The 18,152-nt window shown below is 60.4% G+C and carries 14 protein-coding genes; 6 read left to right on the top strand and 8 right to left on the bottom strand.

All coding sequences use genetic code 11. The features are described from left to right. Window positions 1–18: 18 nt before the first annotated feature. Window positions 19–1,173, bottom strand: coding sequence for a mandelate racemase family protein (locus JMN22_RS17645; protein WP_030138627.1), 1,155 nt, complete (start codon window positions 1,171–1,173; stop codon window positions 19–21). Window positions 1,174–1,439: 266 nt separating this feature from the next. On the opposite strand from JMN22_RS17645, the gene JMN22_RS17640 reads away from it, so the two are divergent. Further along, on the top strand, window positions 1,440–1,856 hold the full coding sequence (locus tag JMN22_RS17640; RefSeq protein ID WP_030138626.1) for a VOC family protein: 417 nt from the start codon (window positions 1,440–1,442) through the stop codon (window positions 1,854–1,856). A 67-nt stretch (window positions 1,857–1,923) separates the two neighbouring features. Here JMN22_RS17640 and JMN22_RS17635 read toward each other — a convergent pair whose 3' ends face one another. Next, a complete protein-coding gene (locus JMN22_RS17635; RefSeq protein ID WP_030138625.1) occupies window positions 1,924–2,151 on the bottom strand; it encodes a membrane protein in 228 nt (75 codons plus the stop codon). A 360-nt stretch (window positions 2,152–2,511) separates the two neighbouring features. Here JMN22_RS17635 and JMN22_RS17630 point away from each other — a divergent pair, with 360 nt between their 5' ends. From JMN22_RS17630 to JMN22_RS17610, 5 genes are all read left to right on the top strand, one after another. Continuing rightward, window positions 2,512–3,504: a TRAP transporter substrate-binding protein gene (locus tag JMN22_RS17630; protein WP_198796268.1), complete on the top strand. Its 993-nt coding sequence runs from the start codon at window positions 2,512–2,514 to the stop codon at window positions 3,502–3,504. A 125-nt stretch (window positions 3,505–3,629) separates the two neighbouring features. After that, window positions 3,630–4,625, top strand: a complete 996-nt coding sequence (dctP, locus tag JMN22_RS17625) for a C4-dicarboxylate TRAP substrate-binding protein DctP (RefSeq protein WP_198796267.1) — start codon at window positions 3,630–3,632, stop codon at window positions 4,623–4,625. Between the two features lie 66 nt (window positions 4,626–4,691). Further along, window positions 4,692–5,324 carry a TRAP transporter small permease gene (locus JMN22_RS17620; protein WP_198796266.1) on the top strand — a complete coding sequence of 211 codons (633 nt, stop codon included), beginning with the start codon at window positions 4,692–4,694 and terminating at the stop codon, window positions 5,322–5,324. Beyond that, window positions 5,321–6,604, top strand: coding sequence for a C4-dicarboxylate TRAP transporter large permease protein DctM (gene dctM / locus JMN22_RS17615; protein WP_198796265.1), 1,284 nt, complete (start codon window positions 5,321–5,323; stop codon window positions 6,602–6,604). The genes JMN22_RS17620 and dctM overlap by 4 nt, the downstream gene beginning before the upstream one ends. A gap of 110 nt (window positions 6,605–6,714) precedes the next feature. Beyond that, complete coding sequence (locus JMN22_RS17610) at window positions 6,715–8,622, top strand: alkaline phosphatase D family protein (protein WP_198796264.1); 1,908 nt, start codon at window positions 6,715–6,717, stop codon at window positions 8,620–8,622. Here the strand turns inward: JMN22_RS17610 and JMN22_RS17605 are convergent, their stop codons facing one another. From JMN22_RS17605 to JMN22_RS17580, 6 genes are all read right to left on the bottom strand, one after another. Next, window positions 8,623–9,231, bottom strand: coding sequence for a LysE family translocator (locus JMN22_RS17605; RefSeq protein ID WP_198796263.1), 609 nt, complete (start codon window positions 9,229–9,231; stop codon window positions 8,623–8,625). Between the two features lie 119 nt (window positions 9,232–9,350). Then, entirely contained in the window at window positions 9,351–9,851 is a 501-nt protein-coding gene (locus JMN22_RS17600) for a methylated-DNA--[protein]-cysteine S-methyltransferase (RefSeq protein ID WP_198796262.1), read from the bottom strand. Between the two features lie 81 nt (window positions 9,852–9,932). Continuing rightward, window positions 9,933–12,668 carry a LuxR C-terminal-related transcriptional regulator gene (locus JMN22_RS17595; RefSeq protein ID WP_198796261.1) on the bottom strand — a complete coding sequence of 912 codons (2,736 nt, stop codon included), beginning with the start codon at window positions 12,666–12,668 and terminating at the stop codon, window positions 9,933–9,935. 206 nt (window positions 12,669–12,874) lie between these two features. Further along, window positions 12,875–14,239: a DUF1329 domain-containing protein gene (locus tag JMN22_RS17590; RefSeq protein WP_198796260.1), complete on the bottom strand. Its 1,365-nt coding sequence runs from the start codon at window positions 14,237–14,239 to the stop codon at window positions 12,875–12,877. Between the two features lie 25 nt (window positions 14,240–14,264). Beyond that, complete coding sequence (locus JMN22_RS17585) at window positions 14,265–16,160, bottom strand: DUF1302 domain-containing protein (RefSeq protein ID WP_198796259.1); 1,896 nt, start codon at window positions 16,158–16,160, stop codon at window positions 14,265–14,267. 287 nt (window positions 16,161–16,447) lie between these two features. Next, a complete protein-coding gene (locus JMN22_RS17580; RefSeq protein ID WP_030138613.1) occupies window positions 16,448–18,130 on the bottom strand; it encodes a fatty acid--CoA ligase in 1,683 nt (560 codons plus the stop codon). Between the last annotated feature and the right edge of the window lie 22 nt (window positions 18,131–18,152).

Raw genomic sequence — 18,152 nt, 5'->3', positions numbered from 1 at the left:
CTCGGACGCAGTGCGCCATCAGTGCCGGGATAATGTATTGGCTTCGATATACGCGAAGTTGATGTCCTCGCCCAACCCCGGCCGATCCGACAGATGCACATAACCGTCGGCGTCCATCGGATCGACGAGGCTGTTGAGGTGCGCCGGCACTTCCTCGTAGTCGAGAAACGGGTGCAGCAGGCCACGCTCGTACCAACGACAATTGCTGATCGCCCCGACCACGGCGAGGTTCGCCGCGCCGTTGCCGTGGACTTCGCAATCCATGCCGAACGACTCGGCCAGATGCGCCACTTTCAGGCACGGCCCGATACCGCCGACGCCGGCCACGCCGGCGCGCAGGATGTCACAAGACTTCTGCGTCACCCAACTGGCGCGGCTGTGGAATTTGCCGGCGATGCTTTCCGGGCCCAGCACCGGGATGTCCAGGTTCGCAGCGAGCCAGGCGTAGGACTCGGCGGAGTCTTCCATCATCGGCTCTTCGAACCAGGCGAAATTCAGCTTCTCCAAGGCCTTGCCGATGGTCAGCGCATCCATGCGGCTGTACCAGTGGTAGCCATCGAGCATCAGGGCGATGTCCGGGCCAACCGCCTCGCGGACGGCGGCGCAGGCCTGGATGTCCATTTGCGGATTTGGTGCGAAGGAAATCGGCGGCATCCAGGTGTGCAGCTTGATTGCCTTGTAGCCGCGCTTGACCAGCTTCTCGGCAAACTGGCCGTACTCATCCGGCGTCGACAGACCACCCGGCAAATCGTCGCCGCACATCGTCGAGCCATAGGCCAGGACCTTGTCGCGGTAACCGCCGATGAGCTTGTGCACCGGCAACTTCAGCTTGCGCCCGGCCAGATCCCACAAGGCTTGTTCCACCAGGGCCAGGGCCCGATCGGTGAATTGCCCGGCGCTGCCGCGCTGCCAGTGCGCCAGATCCTGCCAGATGCTCTCACGGTCCATCGGGTCGCGGCCGATCAGCACCTTGCGCACGAAGGATTCGATGATGTGCGGGCGAATCAACTCAGGCGTACCGAAGGCATAACCCTCCGATCCGTCGTCGCAACTGATTCGCAGCAGGGCCATCTTGATCATGACTTCGTCGCCGGGATGGGCGTGGCCGGCACTGTCCTGGGCGCGACGCGACGGGGTGGAAAAGATTTCGACGTTAACGCCTGTGATTCTCATGGGAGGGCCACCGTGTTGTTATTTTTTATTTGTATGTCGTCATACAACGTGATGGATTATTCGAATGTTTCCGCAGGCATGTCAACCCACAAAGCCACACAAACAGGAGATTTTTTCGTCAACTCATCTTTCTCATGAAGATGACGACTGCAAAAGTCGTCATACCACGCGGTACGTCATCGCTGGGAATCAGCTCGCTCCCTCTGCGGGAATTGTTGGACTAAAGTGACTGGGTCATTGGCGTGACACCCCATGCGGAGGCCGGTATGAAGGACTTCACCATCGAACGCATCGACCACATCGTCCTGCGGGTAACCGACATCGAGCGCAGTCTCGCCTTCTACACCTCGGTGTTCGGCTGCGAGCTCAGGAAGCGTCGGGACGATCTGGGATTGATCCATCTCGGTGCCGGTGCATCGATGATCGATCTGGTGGCTGTCGATGGCCCGCTTGGCCGCCAGGGTGGCGCGGCTGCCGGCAAGCAGGGCCACAACGTCGATCACTTCTGCCTGCGCATCGAGCCGTTTGACGAACCAGCGCTGCTCGCTCATCTGCACGCAGCCGGCCTGGCCGTCGAGAAAGCACAGATGCGTTTTGGCGCGGAGGGTAAGGGATTGTCGATCTATTGCGCCGATCCGGATGGCAACCAGATCGAGTTGAAGGGGCCATCGCTGGAGCCTTGAGCTCCAGCCAGCCTGATGCGGTCAGGCCAAGAGGTATGAAAAAACGCCTATCGCGTGCACTGTTTGGTTAAATCCTTTTCGCGCGCCGACGGCTCCAGATAATGCCCGCCGCAGCCGCGACGATCATCACTCCGATATTTCCGAACAGCCAGATCGCGAAATTGCGGCTCTGGTCCGCATCGCTTTCATACAGCGGACCCAAATAGGTTCCGATCAGTATGAAAATCAGATTAAAAGCACCCATGGCCGAAGCGACCAGCAGCAAGACGAACAAGACTCCTTTGATGACCTTCATATGACCTTCCAGAACCAGATGTCCTTGGACTCATGGTAATCCTTGTGTCGGCGCCTGCGCGCCGCAGGGCCACGCCGAGATTGATTGCGCATTGATCGCTAAAGTTCTTGGAACCATTCGTCCTGCAAGGCGCGGCGTCGCCGAATATTTCGGGATGACTCTTCCATAACTTATCAAACGTAAACATCCTGTTCCCCCCTGCGGCTTTTGATCCTGGAGGCCTAGCCTAGCAGATGGCGAAACGGCTTCATTTTACCTATCACCCAATCACCCGCGTTTTTTCTCCTAGACTTGCCATGTTTGCAGTTCGCCGGGGCTGGGATGAGCCCGCACGATAAACATAATTCCAAGAGAATCGCCATGCTCAGACCCTTATGGAACGCGCTCGCCTTCACGCTGGCTTTCACCACGCTGGGCACCGCTGCGGCGGACCCCATCGTTATCAAGTTCTCCCACGTGGTGGGCGAGCAGACGCCCAAGGGCCAAGGCGCCTTGATGTTCAAGAAGCTGGTGGAGGAACGCTTGCCGGGCAAGGTCAAGGTGGAGGTTTATCCCAATTCCACGCTTTATGGCGATGACAAGGAAATGGAAGCGTTACTGCTGGGAGACGTGCAGATCATTGCGCGTTCGCTGGCCAAGTTCGAGCAGTACACCCGCAAGGTACAGCTGTTCGACTTGCCGTTCCTGTTCGACGACATTGCCGCGGTAGACCGTTTCCAACAGAGCCCCCAGGGCCAGCAATTGCTCAAGTCCATGGAAAGCAAGAACATCACGGGCCTGGCCTATTGGCATAACGGCATGAAGCAATTGTCGGCGACCAGGCCACTTCGTACGCCCGAAGATGCGCGCGGCCTGGTCTTTCGCGTGCAGACTTCCGCCGTACTGGAGGAGCAGTTCAAGGCAGTGGGCGCCAAAGGGCAACCGATGATATTTTCGGTGGTGTATCAGGGCTTGCGTACGGGCCTGGTCAACGGCACGGAAAACACCTATTCGAATTTCTACAACCAGAAACTCCATGAGGTGCAGAAATACGTTACCGAATCCAACCACGGCATACTCGATTACATGCTGATTACCACGTCGGACTTCTGGAACGGCCTGCCGCCGGATATCCGCGCGGAACTGCAGAAGATCGTGGTCGAATCCACTGCCCATGCCAACAAGGAAGCGGAGCGATTCAATCAGTTGGACAAACAGCACGTCCTGGACGCCAAGACCACCGAGATCATCACGCTCACCCCGCAAGAGCGAAGTGCCTGGCGCGACCAGATGAAACCGGTGTGGGCGAAGTTTGAAAAGGACATCGGCCCGGACTTGATCCAGGCTGCCGAAGCGTCCAACCCGGCGAAGTAATACGCGGCACTTGATGTCACAAAGCCCCGGCACGCTATTTTCTGCCTAGACTTGCAACTGTCCCACCGTGCGTTTTGTTTTGAATGAGCCCGCACGGGCAAAACTAAAAATAAAAGGAAACCCCAATGTTCAAACCTATGTGGAAAGCACTCGTCTGCACGCTGGCCCTCAGCGCGCTGGGCTCGGCCATGGCGGCCGATCCGGTGGTCATCAAGTTCTCGCACGTGGTGGCCGAACAAACCCCTAAGGGCCAGGGCGCGCTGCTGTTCAAGAAGTTGGTGGAAGAGCGCTTGCCGGGCAAAGTCAAAGTCGAGGTGTACCCCAACTCCTCGCTGTTCGGCGACGGCAAGGAAATGGAAGCCCTGCTCCTGGGCGACGTACAAATGATCGCGCCGTCCCTGGCCAAGTTCGAGCAGTACACCAAGACGGTACAGTTGTTCGACTTGCCGTTCCTGTTTGACGACATCTCCGCCGTGGACCGTTTCCAACTGAGCCCTGAAGGTCAGAAACTGCTCAAGTCCATGGAAAGCAAGAACATCACCGGCCTCGCCTATTGGCACAACGGCATGAAGCAATTGTCCGCCAACAAACCGCTGCGCGAACCCAAGGATGCCCGCGGCTTGAAGTTCCGCGTGCAGGCGTCCGCGGTGCTCGAAGAGCAGTTCAAGGCCGTCAACGCCAACCCGCGCAAGATGAGTTTCGCCGAGGTCTACCAAGGCCTCCAGACCGGTGTGGTCAACGGTGCGGAAAACCCCTACTCGAACATCTACAGCCAGAAAATGCATGAAGTGCAGAAGTACATCACCGAATCCAACCACGGTGTACTCGACTACATGCTGATCACCAACACCAAGTTCTGGAACGGCCTGCCGCCGGACATCCGCACTGAACTGGACAAGATCCTGGTGGAAGTCACCGCGCAAGTGAACAAAGAAGCGGCACAGCTCAACGAGCATGACAAACAGCGCATCCTCGATGCCAAGACCACCGAAATCATCACCCTCACGCCTGAACAGCGCGACGAATGGCGCGAGAAGATGAAACCGGTATGGAAGAAGTTCGAAGGTGACATCGGCGCCGACCTGATCAAGGCCGCCGAAGCCTCCAACAAGGCTCAGTAATGGGTCGGCCGGCGTTGCCGCCCTGGCAATGCCGGCCTGTCGTCCTCTTCGCAGGAGATGTCATCCATGAACGCCCTTCGGCGCACCTGGGAACACTTCGAGGAAGGCTTCATCGCTTTCCTCCTGGCCGCCATGACGCTCGTCACGTTCGTCTATGTGGTCCTCAACAACCTCTACGCGATTTTCTACAGCCTCGGCGATCATTGGCCCGCCGCCAGCGAATCGATGTTCGCCATTGGTGATAGCGTCATGGGCATGGCCCAGGCGATGACCTGGAGCAGCTCCCTGACCAAGGCCCTGTTTGGCTGGCTGATTTTCTTTGGTTTGTCCTATGGCGTGCGCACCGCCGGGCACATCGGCGTCGATGCGCTGGTGAAACTGGCGAGCAAACCGGTACAGCGTCTCATCGGCGTGATCGCCTGCCTGTGCTGCCTGGCGTATGCCGGACTGCTGGCAGTGGCGAGTTTCGAGTGGATCAACACCTTGATGATTGCCGAAATCGGCGCCGAAGACCTCGGTCATTTCGGCGTCATGCAATGGCATGTCGGCTTGATCGTGCCGGTGGGGTTCGCCCTGGTGTTCATCCGTTTCGCGGAAATTCTCGTACGCATCCTGATGAATCGTCAGACGGGCCTGGGCCTGGCGGATGAAGCAGCGGAAGCGATCAAACTCACCGAGATCGAGGAAGACAAGCCATGACCATTGCCTTCCTGTTCATCGCGCTGTTCGTGCTGATGTTCATCGGCGTACCCATCGCCATTTCCCTGGGCCTGGCCGGATCGCTGACGATCATTTTCTTCAGCCCCGATTCGGTACGTTCCCTGGCGATCAAGCTGTTCGAAACCAGCGAACACTACACGCTGCTGGCGATTCCGTTCTTCCTGCTGGCCGGTGCGTTCATGACCACGGGCGGTGTGGCGCGGCGGCTGATCGACTTTGCCAACGCCTGCGTCGGACACATTCGCGGCGGCCTGGCGATTGCGGCCGTGCTGGCTTGCATGTTGTTTGCGGCGCTGTCCGGCTCCAGCCCCGCGACGGTGGCGGCAGTGGGCTCCATCGCGATTGCCGGCATGGTGCGCTCGGGTTATCCACAAGCGTTTGGCGCCGGTATCGTGTGTAACGCCGGCACGTTGGGCATCCTGATTCCGCCGTCGATCGTGATGGTGGTCTACGCCGCCGCGACAGAAACCTCCGTGGGCAAGTTGTTCATGGCCGGTGTGGTTCCGGGGTTACTGCTGGGTTTCTTCTTGATGGTGGCGATCTACATCGTCGCGGTGAAGAAAAATCTCCCGGCTTTGCCCCGAGCCTCCTTGCGTGAATGGCTGAGCACGGCACGCCAGGCCATCTGGGGCTTGCTGCTGATGGTCATCATCCTCGGCGGGATCTATTCGGGAATGTTCACACCGACCGAAGCCGCGGCGGTGGCGGCGGTCTACTCGGCGTTCATCGCCCTGTTCGTCTACAAGGACCTGTCGTTCCGCGAGACGCCGAAGGTGCTGTTGGAGTCGGCCAAGCTGAGCATCATGCTGATGTTCATCATTGCCAACGCCATGCTTTTTGCCCACGTGTTGACTACTGAGCAGCTACCGCAGCAAATCACCGCATGGGTGATCGATGCCGGGCTGACGCCGGTGACCTTCCTGCTGGTGGTGAACATTGTGCTGCTGATTGCCGGTGCGTTCATGGAGCCGTCGGCGATCATCCTGATCCTGGCGCCAATTCTGTTTCCCATCGCGATGAAACTGGGCATCGATCCGATTCACCTGGGCATCATCATGGTGGTGAACCTGGAAATCGGCCTGATCACGCCGCCGGTGGGCTTGAACCTGTTTGTCACCTCGGCGGTGACCGGCATGTCGCTGACGGCCACCATCCGCGCAGCCATGCCGTGGCTGATGATCTTGCTGGCGTTCCTGGTGTTGATCACCTATGTGCCGTGGATTTCGCTGGTTCTGCCGAACTGGTTGGGAATGAGCTGATCCTGTGGCGAGGGAGCTTGCTCCCTCGCCACAAAGACGCAGCCGCCACAGCCCTTGGGCGCATTGCGTTATGATCCCTGCTTCCTTCTGAAGCAGAGCTTTTCCTACGAATGTTGCCGTCCCCTTCCGACACACCAACCACCCTACCCTCCGTCCTCGTCGGTCCGCTGCTGCGGCGATTGGAAGCCCGGCGGCTGGTGATGTGGCTGGTGGGTTCACGACCCTTGACGTTGACTTTGCGTCTCGACGAAGCAGGCGATCTCGAGCTCGACGCCACGCGCTGCACGGTGGTGCCCGTGGGGCGGCAGGCATTCTTGCACTTGATCGACGTGCATCTCGATACTGCCCTGCCGCTGGATGTGACGATTGACTACGACCTGCTGGTAGACGGCACGCCCATCGCCGAATGGGCGCCGCACCTGCTGTACGGCGGTGCGAAGTGCCCTAATTTCATGCTGCATTCGCGCATCGGGCAACTGGTCCATGGCTCCTGCCGCAAACCCCACTACCCGGCCAACGACGGTTTGCTCTGTGTCGACCGACTGTTGGCGCAATCTCCCGAGCAACGGCCGGCGTTGTTGATGATGAGCGGCGACCAGGTGTATGCCGACGATGTCGCCGGGCCGATGTTGCGGGCGATCCATGCCTTGATCGAGCGCCTGGGGTTGTTCGAAGAATGCCTCGAAGGTGCGGTGGTTGAAGACAGCGCCAAGCTTTACCAACATCCCGCCAGTTATTACCACCGTGCAGACTTGCTGCCAGCGCTCGAAAGCAACGAAACCCTGCGTGAGCGTTTCTTCGGCGGGGCACGCAAGCCGATCTTCACCAGCAGCAGCGCAGATAATCACCTGGTGACCTTCGCCGAAGTCATGGCGATGTATCTGCTGGTGTGGTCGCCCGTGCCGTGGACGTTGATCGACCCGCAACCACCCGAATTGACCGCCGAACGACGTCAACGCTATGACGTGGAGCAACAACGCATCGAGGCTTTCAGGGCCGGACTTGGCGGCGTGGCCCGGGTGTTCGCGCACCTGTCCTGCTTGATGATCTTCGATGACCACGACATCACCGACGACTGGAATTTATCCGCACAATGGGAGGAAACGGCCTACGGGCATCCGTTCTCCAAGCGCATCATCGGCAACGCGCTGATCGCCTATATGCTCTGCCAGGGCTGGGGCAATAACCCGGACGTGTTTGGCGAGGTGATCCAGCAAACCGTGGCGTTATGCGGCACCGCCAAAGACCGCTACCTCGACAGCGCGCCGCAGGACACGCTGATCGACACGCTGCTCGGTTTCCAGCAATGGCACTACGTGCTGCCGAGCACGCCGGCGCTGGTGGTGCTCGACACCCGTACGCGCCGCTGGCGCAGCGAAAACAACCTCAAGCAGCCGTCGGGCCTGCTGGACTGGGAAGCGCTGAGCGAGCTGCAACAAGAACTGCTGGACCATCCCTCGGCGATCATCGTGTCACCGGCGCCGATCTTCGGCGTGAAACTGATCGAGACCGTGCAGCGGGTGTTCAGTTGGTGCGGTTATCCACTGTTGGTGGACGCGGAAAACTGGATGGCCCATCGCGGCGCGGCCCAGGTGATCCTGAATATTTTCCGACATTCACGTACGCCCGGCAGCTACGTGGTGCTCTCGGGTGACGTGCATTATTCCTTCGTCTATGAGGTATTGATCCCACATCGCAAGGGCGGTCCGCGCATTTGGCAGATCACCAGCAGCGGCATCAAGAATGAGTTTCCTCCGGCGCTGCTGGAGTGGTTCGATCGACTGAACCGCTGGCTCTATTCCCCCCGATCCCCCTTGAACTGGTTCACCAAGCGCCGCAGCATGCGCATCATTCCCCACGTCCCGGAACACGCCGAGGCCGGGGAACGCTTGTGGAATTCGGCGGGTATCGGCCAGGTGTTTTTCAATGAGCAGGGGCAACCGGCGGACATCTACCAGCACAACGCCAACGGCCATCCGCCGACACGCATGCTGGCGCCGAAATCGCCCCCAGGCTGATCACTTGCTGGCCGAGGCCATCAGCACGCCGAAGGAAAAGAACGTCAGGCCGGACAACTTGCCGACAACGCGCGTGCCTTGGCGCGTGGATAGCCAGCCCCTGGCACGGCTCGCCATCAGCGCGTAGCCACTGTGTATGCCGATGACGAGCAGGCCGTAGGACGCCACCAGCAGGAGAAACTGCGTGTAGTAGTTGCCGGCCGGCTCGATGAACTGTGGGAACACCGCCAGGAAAAAGAACCCGGCCTTGGGGTTGAGCAACTGGATCGACAACGCCTCGACAAATCGCCGCCAAGGACGTGAAGGCGTGTCGTTGAGGGTCGGAATGAAGGTCTTGGTGTTCCACATCTTCACGCCCAGATACAGCAAGTAAGCCGCGCCGACGTACTTCAACACGGTGAAGGCCGTCGCCGACGTCGCCAGGATCAAGCCCACGCTGCTGGCCGAGATCCCCGCCACCAGGAAACCGCCCAGGGCGATGCCGAGGATACCGGGCAAGGCGCCGCTCCAGCCGTGACGCACCGAGTTGGACAGGGTCAGGACCACGCCCGGACCGGGGCTGAGGATGGTCAGGGTTGCGAGCAGCAGGAACAATCCATAGCTGGCCATAATGGCTCCGTTGGCGATTTATGTTTGCAGGCGCAGACACTGTAGACGGATTTCATATTGGCGCAGGAAAAATCTGTGGGAGCGAGCTTGCTCGCTCCCACATGGGGATTGGGTGAGGGTCAGAACGCCAGCTGCAGGCTCTGTTGGCCTTCGAGGCTGAGCAGAAACTGCTTGGCGGCGAGGCCGCCCGCGAAACCGGTGAGGCTGCCGGACGTGCCGATGACGCGATGGCAGGGGGCGATGATGGAGATCGGGTTGCGTCCATTGGCCGCCCCGACGGCGCGGGTCGCGGTCGGCTGGCCAATCTGGATGGCAATGTCGCGGTAGCTGCGGGTCTCGCCGAACGGGATCGTCAGCAAAGCCTGCCAGACCCGCACCTGGAAATCAGTGCCGGCGAAGTCCAGCTCCAATTCGAAACGGCGGCGCTGGCCGGCGAAGTATTCCAGCAGTTGACGCTCGGTTTCGTTGAGCGTCGGGTGATCGTCGTCTGGCTCCAGCGGCCCGAGGCGCACACGATTGAGCCGTTCGTTTTCCCACAGGATCGCCGCCAGCTTCGTGCCTCGGGCAACAAGGATCAGCTCGCCGACGGGGGACGGGATGGTTTTGTACAACGGCAACATCGAATGGATTCCTCGACTCACGCGTAATGGCTCTTGTGGCGAGGGAGCAAGCTCCCTCGCCACAGTTTTGTCACAGCAACCTCATCCCAACAACCCCAACGCCTTCGCCCGCGCCACGGCCTGGGTGCGGCGTTCCACGCCGAGTTTACTGTTGATATGGCTGGCGTGGGTTTTCACCGTGTGCAGCGAAATGAACAATTGCTCGCTGATCTCCTGGTTGGAACAGCCCTGGGCAATCAGTTGCAACACCGCGCGTTCACGGCTGCTGAGGGTTTCGACCGGCGTCATGGATTCGGTGGCTGGCGTCGCCGCGGATGGCAAGGATTCGAGCAGTTGTTGGCGCAAATCGCTGGGCGGTGCCTGCAACAGTTGCTCGCGCAGCCACTCCGGATGTTCTTTCAACAACCACTCGAAAGGTTGCAGCACCCCGCCGATGGCGGCCTCGAAGGCTTGGGCCAGGGCGCTTCGAGCTTGCGGCTCACGCTCCACAGCGAGCAGCAACGCGACCTTCTGATTGAGCACCATGACGCTGAGCATTTGCCGGCCGGTTTGCTGCGCGTGCTCCAGCAACGCATCGAGGCGCCCTTCGGCCTGCATCGGCTGCCCGCGGATGGATTCCAGCAACGCTTGTTGCAGTTCGACGTGCAGTGGCAGTTGCGGATGGAATTCCGGAGGCGCGGCAGCCCGTTCGCCGGTGTAGGTCTGTCCCAGTCGCGCTAACCAGGCTTCGGCCAGCTCGGTGCGGCCCTGGGCAAGCCAGAGCTCGCATTTGACCAGGGTGATCATCGCCAGGTAATACACCGGCGGAACGTCCCAGATATGCATCAGGCGCTCAGCCTCGGCCAGTTCGGCAAAGGCCCGGGCGAACTCACCGTTGTAGCCTTCGACGCGTGCAATCACGCAATGGCCGATCAACACGCTGATGTCACGGCAGGCCCTGGCTTCGGTCAGGCCGGCTTGCAACCGTGCCAATCCAGCCTGGGACTGCATGCGCAGGGTCAGCAGAAATCCCTCATACAGGACCAAACGCGCTCGCACCGCGTACAACCGTTGTGGCGATAAACCCTGCAGACGTTGCAGCCCTTGTCTCACCTCTTCGAGCGCCCGCAGGATTTCTCCCCGCGCTTGCAGCACCCGGGCCCGATCGTAATGGGCCAGGGCCTCGAAGAGCGGATTGCCGACCCGTTGCGCCAGCTCCAGGGAATCTCGGTTCAAGGCACGAGCCCGCCACAGGTCGCCATCGGCAATCGCCAGGTTCGACAGCGTGGACAAGCACATCAGGCGTTGGCCATAGCGTTTTTGCGGCAGGCTTTCCAGGGCTTCGGTGCAATAGCGCAACGTAGCCGCGCGGTCGCCACGGCCCCGGGCGACGATACCGCTCAAGGCGAGCCATTGCGCGAGCATGGACTTTTGCGCGGTGGCCGATGGGGCCGGCAGGAAGCGGCTCAAGTGTGCGGCCAGCTCCTCGGCGGCATCCAGTTGGCAGGCCAGGCCCAGCGCCCAACTGTAAAGCACGATCAACCTCGGGGTGCTGATGAGCAGGCTGTCGGGCAAGTCCATTTTCCAGCGCAGCAACATGCCGACGTTCTGCTCGGCCAGCAGTTGCTCTTCCGACAGGTTCTGCACCAGGTTCGCCGCCACATCCAGGTGCCCCGCCCGCAGCGCCTGCTCCACGGCTTCGTCGATCAAGCCCTGGGCGTTGAACCAGCGGCAGGCCCGAAGGTGCAAAGTCGCGGCCGGCACCATGGCCGGCGCACTGGGACGGCTGCGCAACAGGTCGGAAAACAGATGATGGAAACGGTACCAGTGGCCATGTTCGTCCAACGGCACCAGGAACACTTGGTGCGCGGCCAGGTATTGAAGAATTTCCTGACTGTCATGGGCATCGCGCACCGCATCGCACAGTTCGCTGCAGAAGCGCTCTTGCGGGGCGATGTCATAGAGAAACGCCTGCACCTCGACGGGCAGGCAATCGATGACTTCCTCCAGCAGGTAATCGCGGATCAGCCCCTCGCCACCGTGCAGGGCCTGGGGCAGTCGCCCTTCGCTGCCGGCCTCGGAAGCGGCGAGCAACCAGAAACGCAGCCCGGCCACCCAGCCTTCACTGCGCTGGATGAGACTTTCCAGCGCCTCCCCGCGCAGTGAACTGCTGTGATGCTGGAGCAAGGTCTGCGCTTCGTCGTGGGTCAGGCGCAGGTCCTGCTCGTTGAGTTCGAGCAACTGTCGCGACAAGCGCAAGCGCGCCAGGTGCCAATCCGGCCGCTGACGGCTGGTGACCAGCACCAGCAGCCCGTCGGGCAGGTGATTGAGAAAAAACTGCAGGCAGCGATCCAACACCGGGCTCTGGGCGAGATGGTAGTCGTCGAGCACCAATAGCAAGGGATCGCGAGGGGACAGATGCGCCGATAGCTCATCGAGCAGACCATCGAGCCATTCTTCGAACGCGAAGGGCTGATGGCGCTGGCGCATTTTCAGCAGGCCCAGTGCCCGGCCACCCAGTTGCGGGAAAAACGCCTGGAGCCCTTCGAGCAGCCGCTCCAGGAAACGCCCCGGGTCGTTGTCCCGGGCACTGAGCCCTAACCAGAGGCTGTGCCAGTGGGCCGGCAGGCCCTGGCAGAACTCCACCGCCAGCGAGCTTTTGCCAAACCCCGCCGGCGCACTCACCAACAGCAACCGGCCACCAAGCCCGGCACCCAGGCGCTCGCACAACCGCGGCCGCACGACATGGCCGTCGGGCAAGGGTGGGCGGTAGAAGCGCCCTTCCTGTACCGCAATGGCTGCGCGGGAAGAATCCGGAAGTGAAGACAAATCAGTCATGGCCGGCTCTTGTTGGAATGCGGGTGGCGGCGTTGCAGATGTCCGCAGACTAGCCGTAAACGGAGAGGTATTGAAGGGAGTGCTACAAATGGCTACAAAAAGGCTACAAACCAAATGCCTTGGAGTGCTGCTTTTGTGTCGGTCAAAAAAAACGCCCCGAACCAGTCGGGGCGTTTTTTCGAGGATGCGGCCTCGGGTGGAGCGATTTAGCGAACGCCTTCCTGGCGCAGTGCCGCCGGGGTGAAGTCGCTGGTGGACGCGGTGAAGCCGAAGTCGTAAGCCGACTTTTCTTCGTTCTTCATGCCCAGGGCCAGGTAGCGACCGGACTGCAGGTCATAGATAACCTCCATGGCGTACCACGGCACTTGCTTGTCGTAGTAGTTCTCGGCATGGGCTTCGGCCACGCGCCACAGTTGGCCACGGCCGTCGTAGTGATCGATGACCGCGGCTTGCCAGGTGTCTTCGTCGATGTAGAAGTCACGCTTGGCGTAGATGTGGCGCTGGCCTTCCTTCAGGGTTGCGGTCACATGCCAGACGCGACGCAGCTCATAGCGCGCCAAGTCCTGGTTGATGTGGCCGGCCTTGAGGATGTCGGCGTACTTGAGCTGCGGCGAATCGATCTTGTGGCTGTTGGAGGCGATGTACAGCTCTTTCTTGCCTTCCAGCTTCCAGTCGTAACGGTCCGGCGCGCCGTTGTACATGTCCAGGTTATCGGAGGTGCGCAGGCCGTCGGCGGCGGTACCCGGGCCGTCGTAGGCGACTTGCGGGGCCTGGCGCACGCGGCGTTGGCCGGCGTTGTAGATCCAGGCCTTGCGCGGCTCCTTCACCTGGTCGAGGGTTTCGTGCACCAGCAGCACGGTACCGGCCAGGCGCGCCGGCGCAGTCACTTGCTGCTTGAAGTAGAACAGCACGTTGCCCGGGTTGGCCGGATCGAAGCCCTTGATCTTGTCGCGGAACACGAACTGATCCTGGAAGTACACGAGGTTGTACGAACCGTTGGGCTGCGGCGTGGCCTGGGTGACCAGACGTGTCACGCTGCCGCCGCGATAGCGGGTGATGTGGTTCCAGATCACTTCGAGCCCGCTCTGGGGAATCGGGAACGGCACCGCCGTCTCGAAATTCTCCAGGCCGTTGCCAGCGCCCACCAGCTTGGTGTTCACGGCGTTTTTCTTGATGGAGGCCAACACGTCATCCGGCACGGTGGCGCCGCGATGGGTCGGGTAGACCGGCATCTTGAAGGTTTCCGGGTAGCGCTTGAACATCGCGTACTGGCCCGGGGCGAGCTTGTCCTTGTACTGCTCGACGTTCTGCGCGGTGATGGTGAAGACCGGTTTTTCACTGGCGTATGGGTCGGAGAGGAAGCCCTTGCCGTCCACGCTGCCGGCGTTCTTGGCCATGGGTTTCCAGGCTGTAATCGAACCATCGGCGTTGCCGGCCATCTCGGCGCCCATCGGCGTCAGGCTCTTGCCCAGCTTATCGGCCTCGGCGGCAGGCACGGCGGCCATGACGCTGGCCGCCAACAGGGATAATCCCAGCGCACCGACTTGCAACAGATTCTTTGTTATTTTCATAGTGTGTCGTCCTGAAATACGGTGCTTAGAAGTTCACGCCGACGCTGAGCGCCACGAAGTCGCGATCGTCCACAGTGGTGTACTTGCCGTCGAAGAAGTTGGTGTAGGCCAGGCTGGCGGTGTAGGTGTTCTGGTACTCGGCATCCAGCCCGAGGCTGACGGCCTTGCGACCTTCCTCGAAGTTGGCGCCAGGGCCTGGCGAGTAGCCTTTCACATCATGGGACCAAGCCACGTTCGGCCGCAGGTTTACACCGGCGAACACGTCGTTGTAGTCCCAGATCGCGCGACCGCGATAACCCCAGGAGTTTGCCGTGGTGAAGCCATCATTTTCGCAATAGCGACTAGCGTTGTTCTGCGCTCCGCCTGCCAGGGTCGAACCGTTCAATATCTCGCATTGGCCATTCGGCAATGGCCCAGGGCCATAGCTTGGATCACGGCCATAACGCGCCTTGGAAGTGCTTTCCAGACCACCGACGTGAGTGAAACCGACCTCGCCTACCAATGTCAGGCGCTCGGCGCCCATGACCTGATCGAAGAAGTGGGTAAAGGTGGTTTGCAGTTGTGTCACTTCCTTGCGGCGATAGCCTGGCTGGTCCGTGTCTGCCTGTCCTGGCAGTACAGAAACATCGGGGTTCAGAGGCGTTAATCCGGAAAACAGGATGTCAGTGGTATTGAGCTGGACCGGTGCATTCGGACGGTAGCTGATTTCGCCGCTCCATGCGGTACCTGTGGGCAATGTGGTCGAGAAGCTCAGGCCATACAGGCGGATATCTTCGGGATACTCGACGTAGTAGTTTGAATTACCTGCGACCACCATCGGTACCATGGCTTGAGCCATGGCAACCGCTTGAGCAAACGGAATGCCAGCGGCCATCAGCGACCCTACCAACCCTGGTCCGCTGGTATAAGCGCTGGCGGGTGCACCATGACCGCTGAAAATTGGCGCACGGCTGTGGTAGTTCATGAAATAAGCGCCAAACTCAGTATCCAGCGGCTCGTACATGTACTTGAAAGACACGCCAAACTGGCCGCTGTCCCGAGCATCACGGTCGGCGCCACGACGAACCAAAGTGCCTTCGCCATCAACGTCCACTCCGAACGCACCCAAGGTAGGCATCGCAGCAGCTGGAATCGCCGACGCGCTCCTCAGCACTCGCAGGTTACTGTCACAACCATCGGAAATGACGTCCGGCTGCGAGAAGAAAGTCCCGCAATTGTCAGTAACGGTCTGGTCCCACTCCAACTGGTAGAAAGCTTCAGCTGACAAATTGTCGGTCAGGCTCTGGGACACATAGAACATATTGACCGGGATCAGCCCTTCCTTGACCTCGGCGCCCGGACGACGGAACGCGGATACATCGACCGGGTTGATGGCATTGATGCCGTTCTGAATGAAGGTGCTCTCGCCCCAACTAACCACCTGCTTGCCGAGGCGCACCGAGCCGGGCTGATCGGCAATGGCGTAGTTGTGGTAAATGAACGCATCGAGAATCTGCCCGCCGGAAGACTGAGCGCCTTCTTTTCGGTTGCTGTCGCTGATGTCCTTGAACGGACGGCTTTCGTCCTTGAGCTCAAAGTCATACCAATACTTGCCACGCACAAACACACCGGTGTCGCCGTACTTCAGCTCCAGGTCATGGATACCCTTGAAGATCTTCGAGAAGGTTTCCCCACGCTTGAAATTCAAGTGACCATCATCAGAGGTCTGGGACAAACCATGGCCACCATTGTTGACGCCGATCAGGTTCTTGTTGGCCTTGGCCGTGGACCAGCTCGCGCCGACCGACAGGGACGAATCGAACTGGCCTTCGATTTCACCGATGTTGAAGCTGACGCCGAAAGCCGGGCCGGCGAGCGAGGAGGCAAGACTGACGGCCAGCGGCAATTTTGCCCGGCGCCAGAAAGTGTTTGCTGAGGTCATCGACGCAACTCCATGTGTTTTATTGTTATGGCAGTGGGTATTTCCGGAAACCCTTCGCCGTGCTGGCACGCGCGTACCATTCCAGAAAACCTTGAGCGGACTATAGCCAGCAGGTAGTACGGCTTGATCCCTCTAAAGTGTGATTTGCAGCCCACGACCACTCTGGAACAGTCCTTCGCCAGGCCGACACCTGTCGGCACGGCAAGGATGGCTGAATTTTCGGTTTTGACAAGACAAGCGCTTGCTTGGTGGGGCTGCCGTGCCCTTTTCGGGCACGGCAGGGACGCTCAGAGCGTCGAGAGGAAGGTGCTGTTGTTGCTTTGCCATTCGGTGATGTCGACGCGGATACGCTTCTTGTCGAGCTTGCCGACGCTGGTCTTGGGAATTTCCGTAACAAGGGCAATCTGGCTCGGGATTGCCCACTTGCTCAGATGCCCCAGCTCGACAAACGGCTTGAGGTGTTCCTTGAGCTCGCGAGCCCCGATCTCATGCCCTTCGCGAATCACCAGCAAGGCAAACGGCCGCTCGCCCCACTGCGGATCGGGAATGCCGACCACTGCTACTTCACGTACCGCCGCATGACGGCTGATGAGGTCTTCGAGGTCCAGGGAGGAGATCCACTCGCCACCGGTCTTGATCACGTCCTTGATGCGGTCGCGAATGTCGATGAAGCCCATGCCATCGAGGGTGGCGACATCGCCGGTGTGCAACCAGCCGCCGCTCCAGAGCTCGGCGCCCTTCTGTGGTTCATTGAAATAACCTTCGGTGAGCCACGGCGCGCGCAGCACCAATTCGCCCTGGGTCTCGCCGTCGGCGGGCAGGAAGCGGCCCTCGCCATCGACGATCGCCGCCTCCACCAGCGGCCCTGGCACGCCGGCCTTGATCCGGTAGGTGATGCGTTCGTCTTCGCTGCCGGCCATCAGTTCGTCGTTGAGGTGGGCGCAGGACACCAGCGGGCCGGTCTCGGACATGCCGTAGGCGGCGGTGAGCTGGATGCCCTTGGCTTTGGCCGCCTCGTACAGGCTGCGGTTGAGGGCGCTGCCACCGATGACGATTTTCCAGCCGCCAAAATCGGTGTCCTGGGCGCCCTTGGCGTTGAGGACCATCTGCAGGATGGTCGGCACGCAGTGGGAGAACGTGACCTTTTCCTTGCGCCACAGCTCCACCAGGAACTCCGGGTCGTAACGACCGGGGTAGACCTGCTTGAGCCCCAGCATGGTCGCCACGTACGGCAGGCCCCAGGCGTGGACATGGAACATTGGCGTGATCGGCATGTACACGTCGTTGGTGCCCAGCAGTCGCACGCTGTCGATGGCGCCCATGATGGTCGACACGCCCAGGGTATGCAGCACCAGTTGCCGATGGGTGAAATACACGCCCTTGGGGTTGCCTGTAGTGCCGGTGGTATAGAACGTGGTGGCGACGGAGTTCTCGTCGAAATCCTGGAAGTCGTAGACCGGGCTTGCACCGGCCAGGAGTTGCTCGTACTCGCCAACCAGATCTGGCAGGTCGGCGGTTTTTTCCGGCAGGTCGGTCAACAGCAGGGTTTTCTTCACCGTGGTCAGGTGCCCGGCAATCGCCTGGTACAACCCGACGAACTCGCTGTTGACCAGCACGAAGCGGTCCTCGGCGTGGTTCATGGTGTAGAGGATCTGCTCCGGCGACAGGCGCACGTTGATGGTGTGGATCACCGCGCCGATCATCGGGATCGCGAACATGCATTCCAGGTAACGATGGCTGTCCCAGTCCATCACCGCCACGGTATCGCCGGCCTTCACCCCCGCCTCGGTCAGCACATTGGCCAGCCGCGCGACGCGCTCGATCAGCGTCGGGTAGCTGTAGCGCAACTGGTCGCGGTAGATGATCTCGCGGGTTTTCTCGTAACGCGCGCCGGACATCAGCAGCCGCTTGATCAGCAGCGGGTATTGATAGGCGCCTTCGGCTGGAGGAATTACGCGAGTCTGCAACATAAGTGTCCCTTTTCTGACTGCA

Source organism: Pseudomonas sp. HB05 (assembly GCF_016756915.1).
GTDB lineage: Bacteria > Pseudomonadota > Gammaproteobacteria > Pseudomonadales > Pseudomonadaceae > Aquipseudomonas > Aquipseudomonas alvandae.
Note: the sequence above shows the minus strand (reverse complement) of the source record. Positions and strands in the feature narration are given on the sequence as shown.

Bases quoted from the DNA above. Each gene is read 5' to 3' on its own strand.
- JMN22_RS17645 (WP_030138627.1), bottom strand. From the start codon at position 1,173: ATGAGAATCACAGGCGTTAACGTCGAAATCTTTTCCACCCCGTCGCGT.
- JMN22_RS17640 (WP_030138626.1), top strand. From the start codon at position 1,440: ATGAAGGACTTCACCATCGAACGCATCGACCACATCGTCCTGCGGGTA.
- JMN22_RS17635 (WP_030138625.1), bottom strand. From the start codon at position 2,151: ATGAAGGTCATCAAAGGAGTCTTGTTCGTCTTGCTGCTGGTCGCTTCG.
- JMN22_RS17630 (WP_198796268.1), top strand. From the start codon at position 2,512: ATGCTCAGACCCTTATGGAACGCGCTCGCCTTCACGCTGGCTTTCACC.
- dctP (WP_198796267.1), top strand. From the start codon at position 3,630: ATGTTCAAACCTATGTGGAAAGCACTCGTCTGCACGCTGGCCCTCAGC.
- JMN22_RS17620 (WP_198796266.1), top strand. From the start codon at position 4,692: ATGAACGCCCTTCGGCGCACCTGGGAACACTTCGAGGAAGGCTTCATC.
- dctM (WP_198796265.1), top strand. From the start codon at position 5,321: ATGACCATTGCCTTCCTGTTCATCGCGCTGTTCGTGCTGATGTTCATC.
- JMN22_RS17610 (WP_198796264.1), top strand. From the start codon at position 6,715: ATGTTGCCGTCCCCTTCCGACACACCAACCACCCTACCCTCCGTCCTC.
- JMN22_RS17605 (WP_198796263.1), bottom strand. From the start codon at position 9,231: ATGGCCAGCTATGGATTGTTCCTGCTGCTCGCAACCCTGACCATCCTC.
- JMN22_RS17600 (WP_198796262.1), bottom strand. From the start codon at position 9,851: ATGTTGCCGTTGTACAAAACCATCCCGTCCCCCGTCGGCGAGCTGATC.
- JMN22_RS17595 (WP_198796261.1), bottom strand. From the start codon at position 12,668: ATGACTGATTTGTCTTCACTTCCGGATTCTTCCCGCGCAGCCATTGCG.
- JMN22_RS17590 (WP_198796260.1), bottom strand. From the start codon at position 14,239: ATGAAAATAACAAAGAATCTGTTGCAAGTCGGTGCGCTGGGATTATCC.
- JMN22_RS17585 (WP_198796259.1), bottom strand. From the start codon at position 16,160: ATGACCTCAGCAAACACTTTCTGGCGCCGGGCAAAATTGCCGCTGGCC.
- JMN22_RS17580 (WP_030138613.1), bottom strand. From the start codon at position 18,130: ATGTTGCAGACTCGCGTAATTCCTCCAGCCGAAGGCGCCTATCAATAC.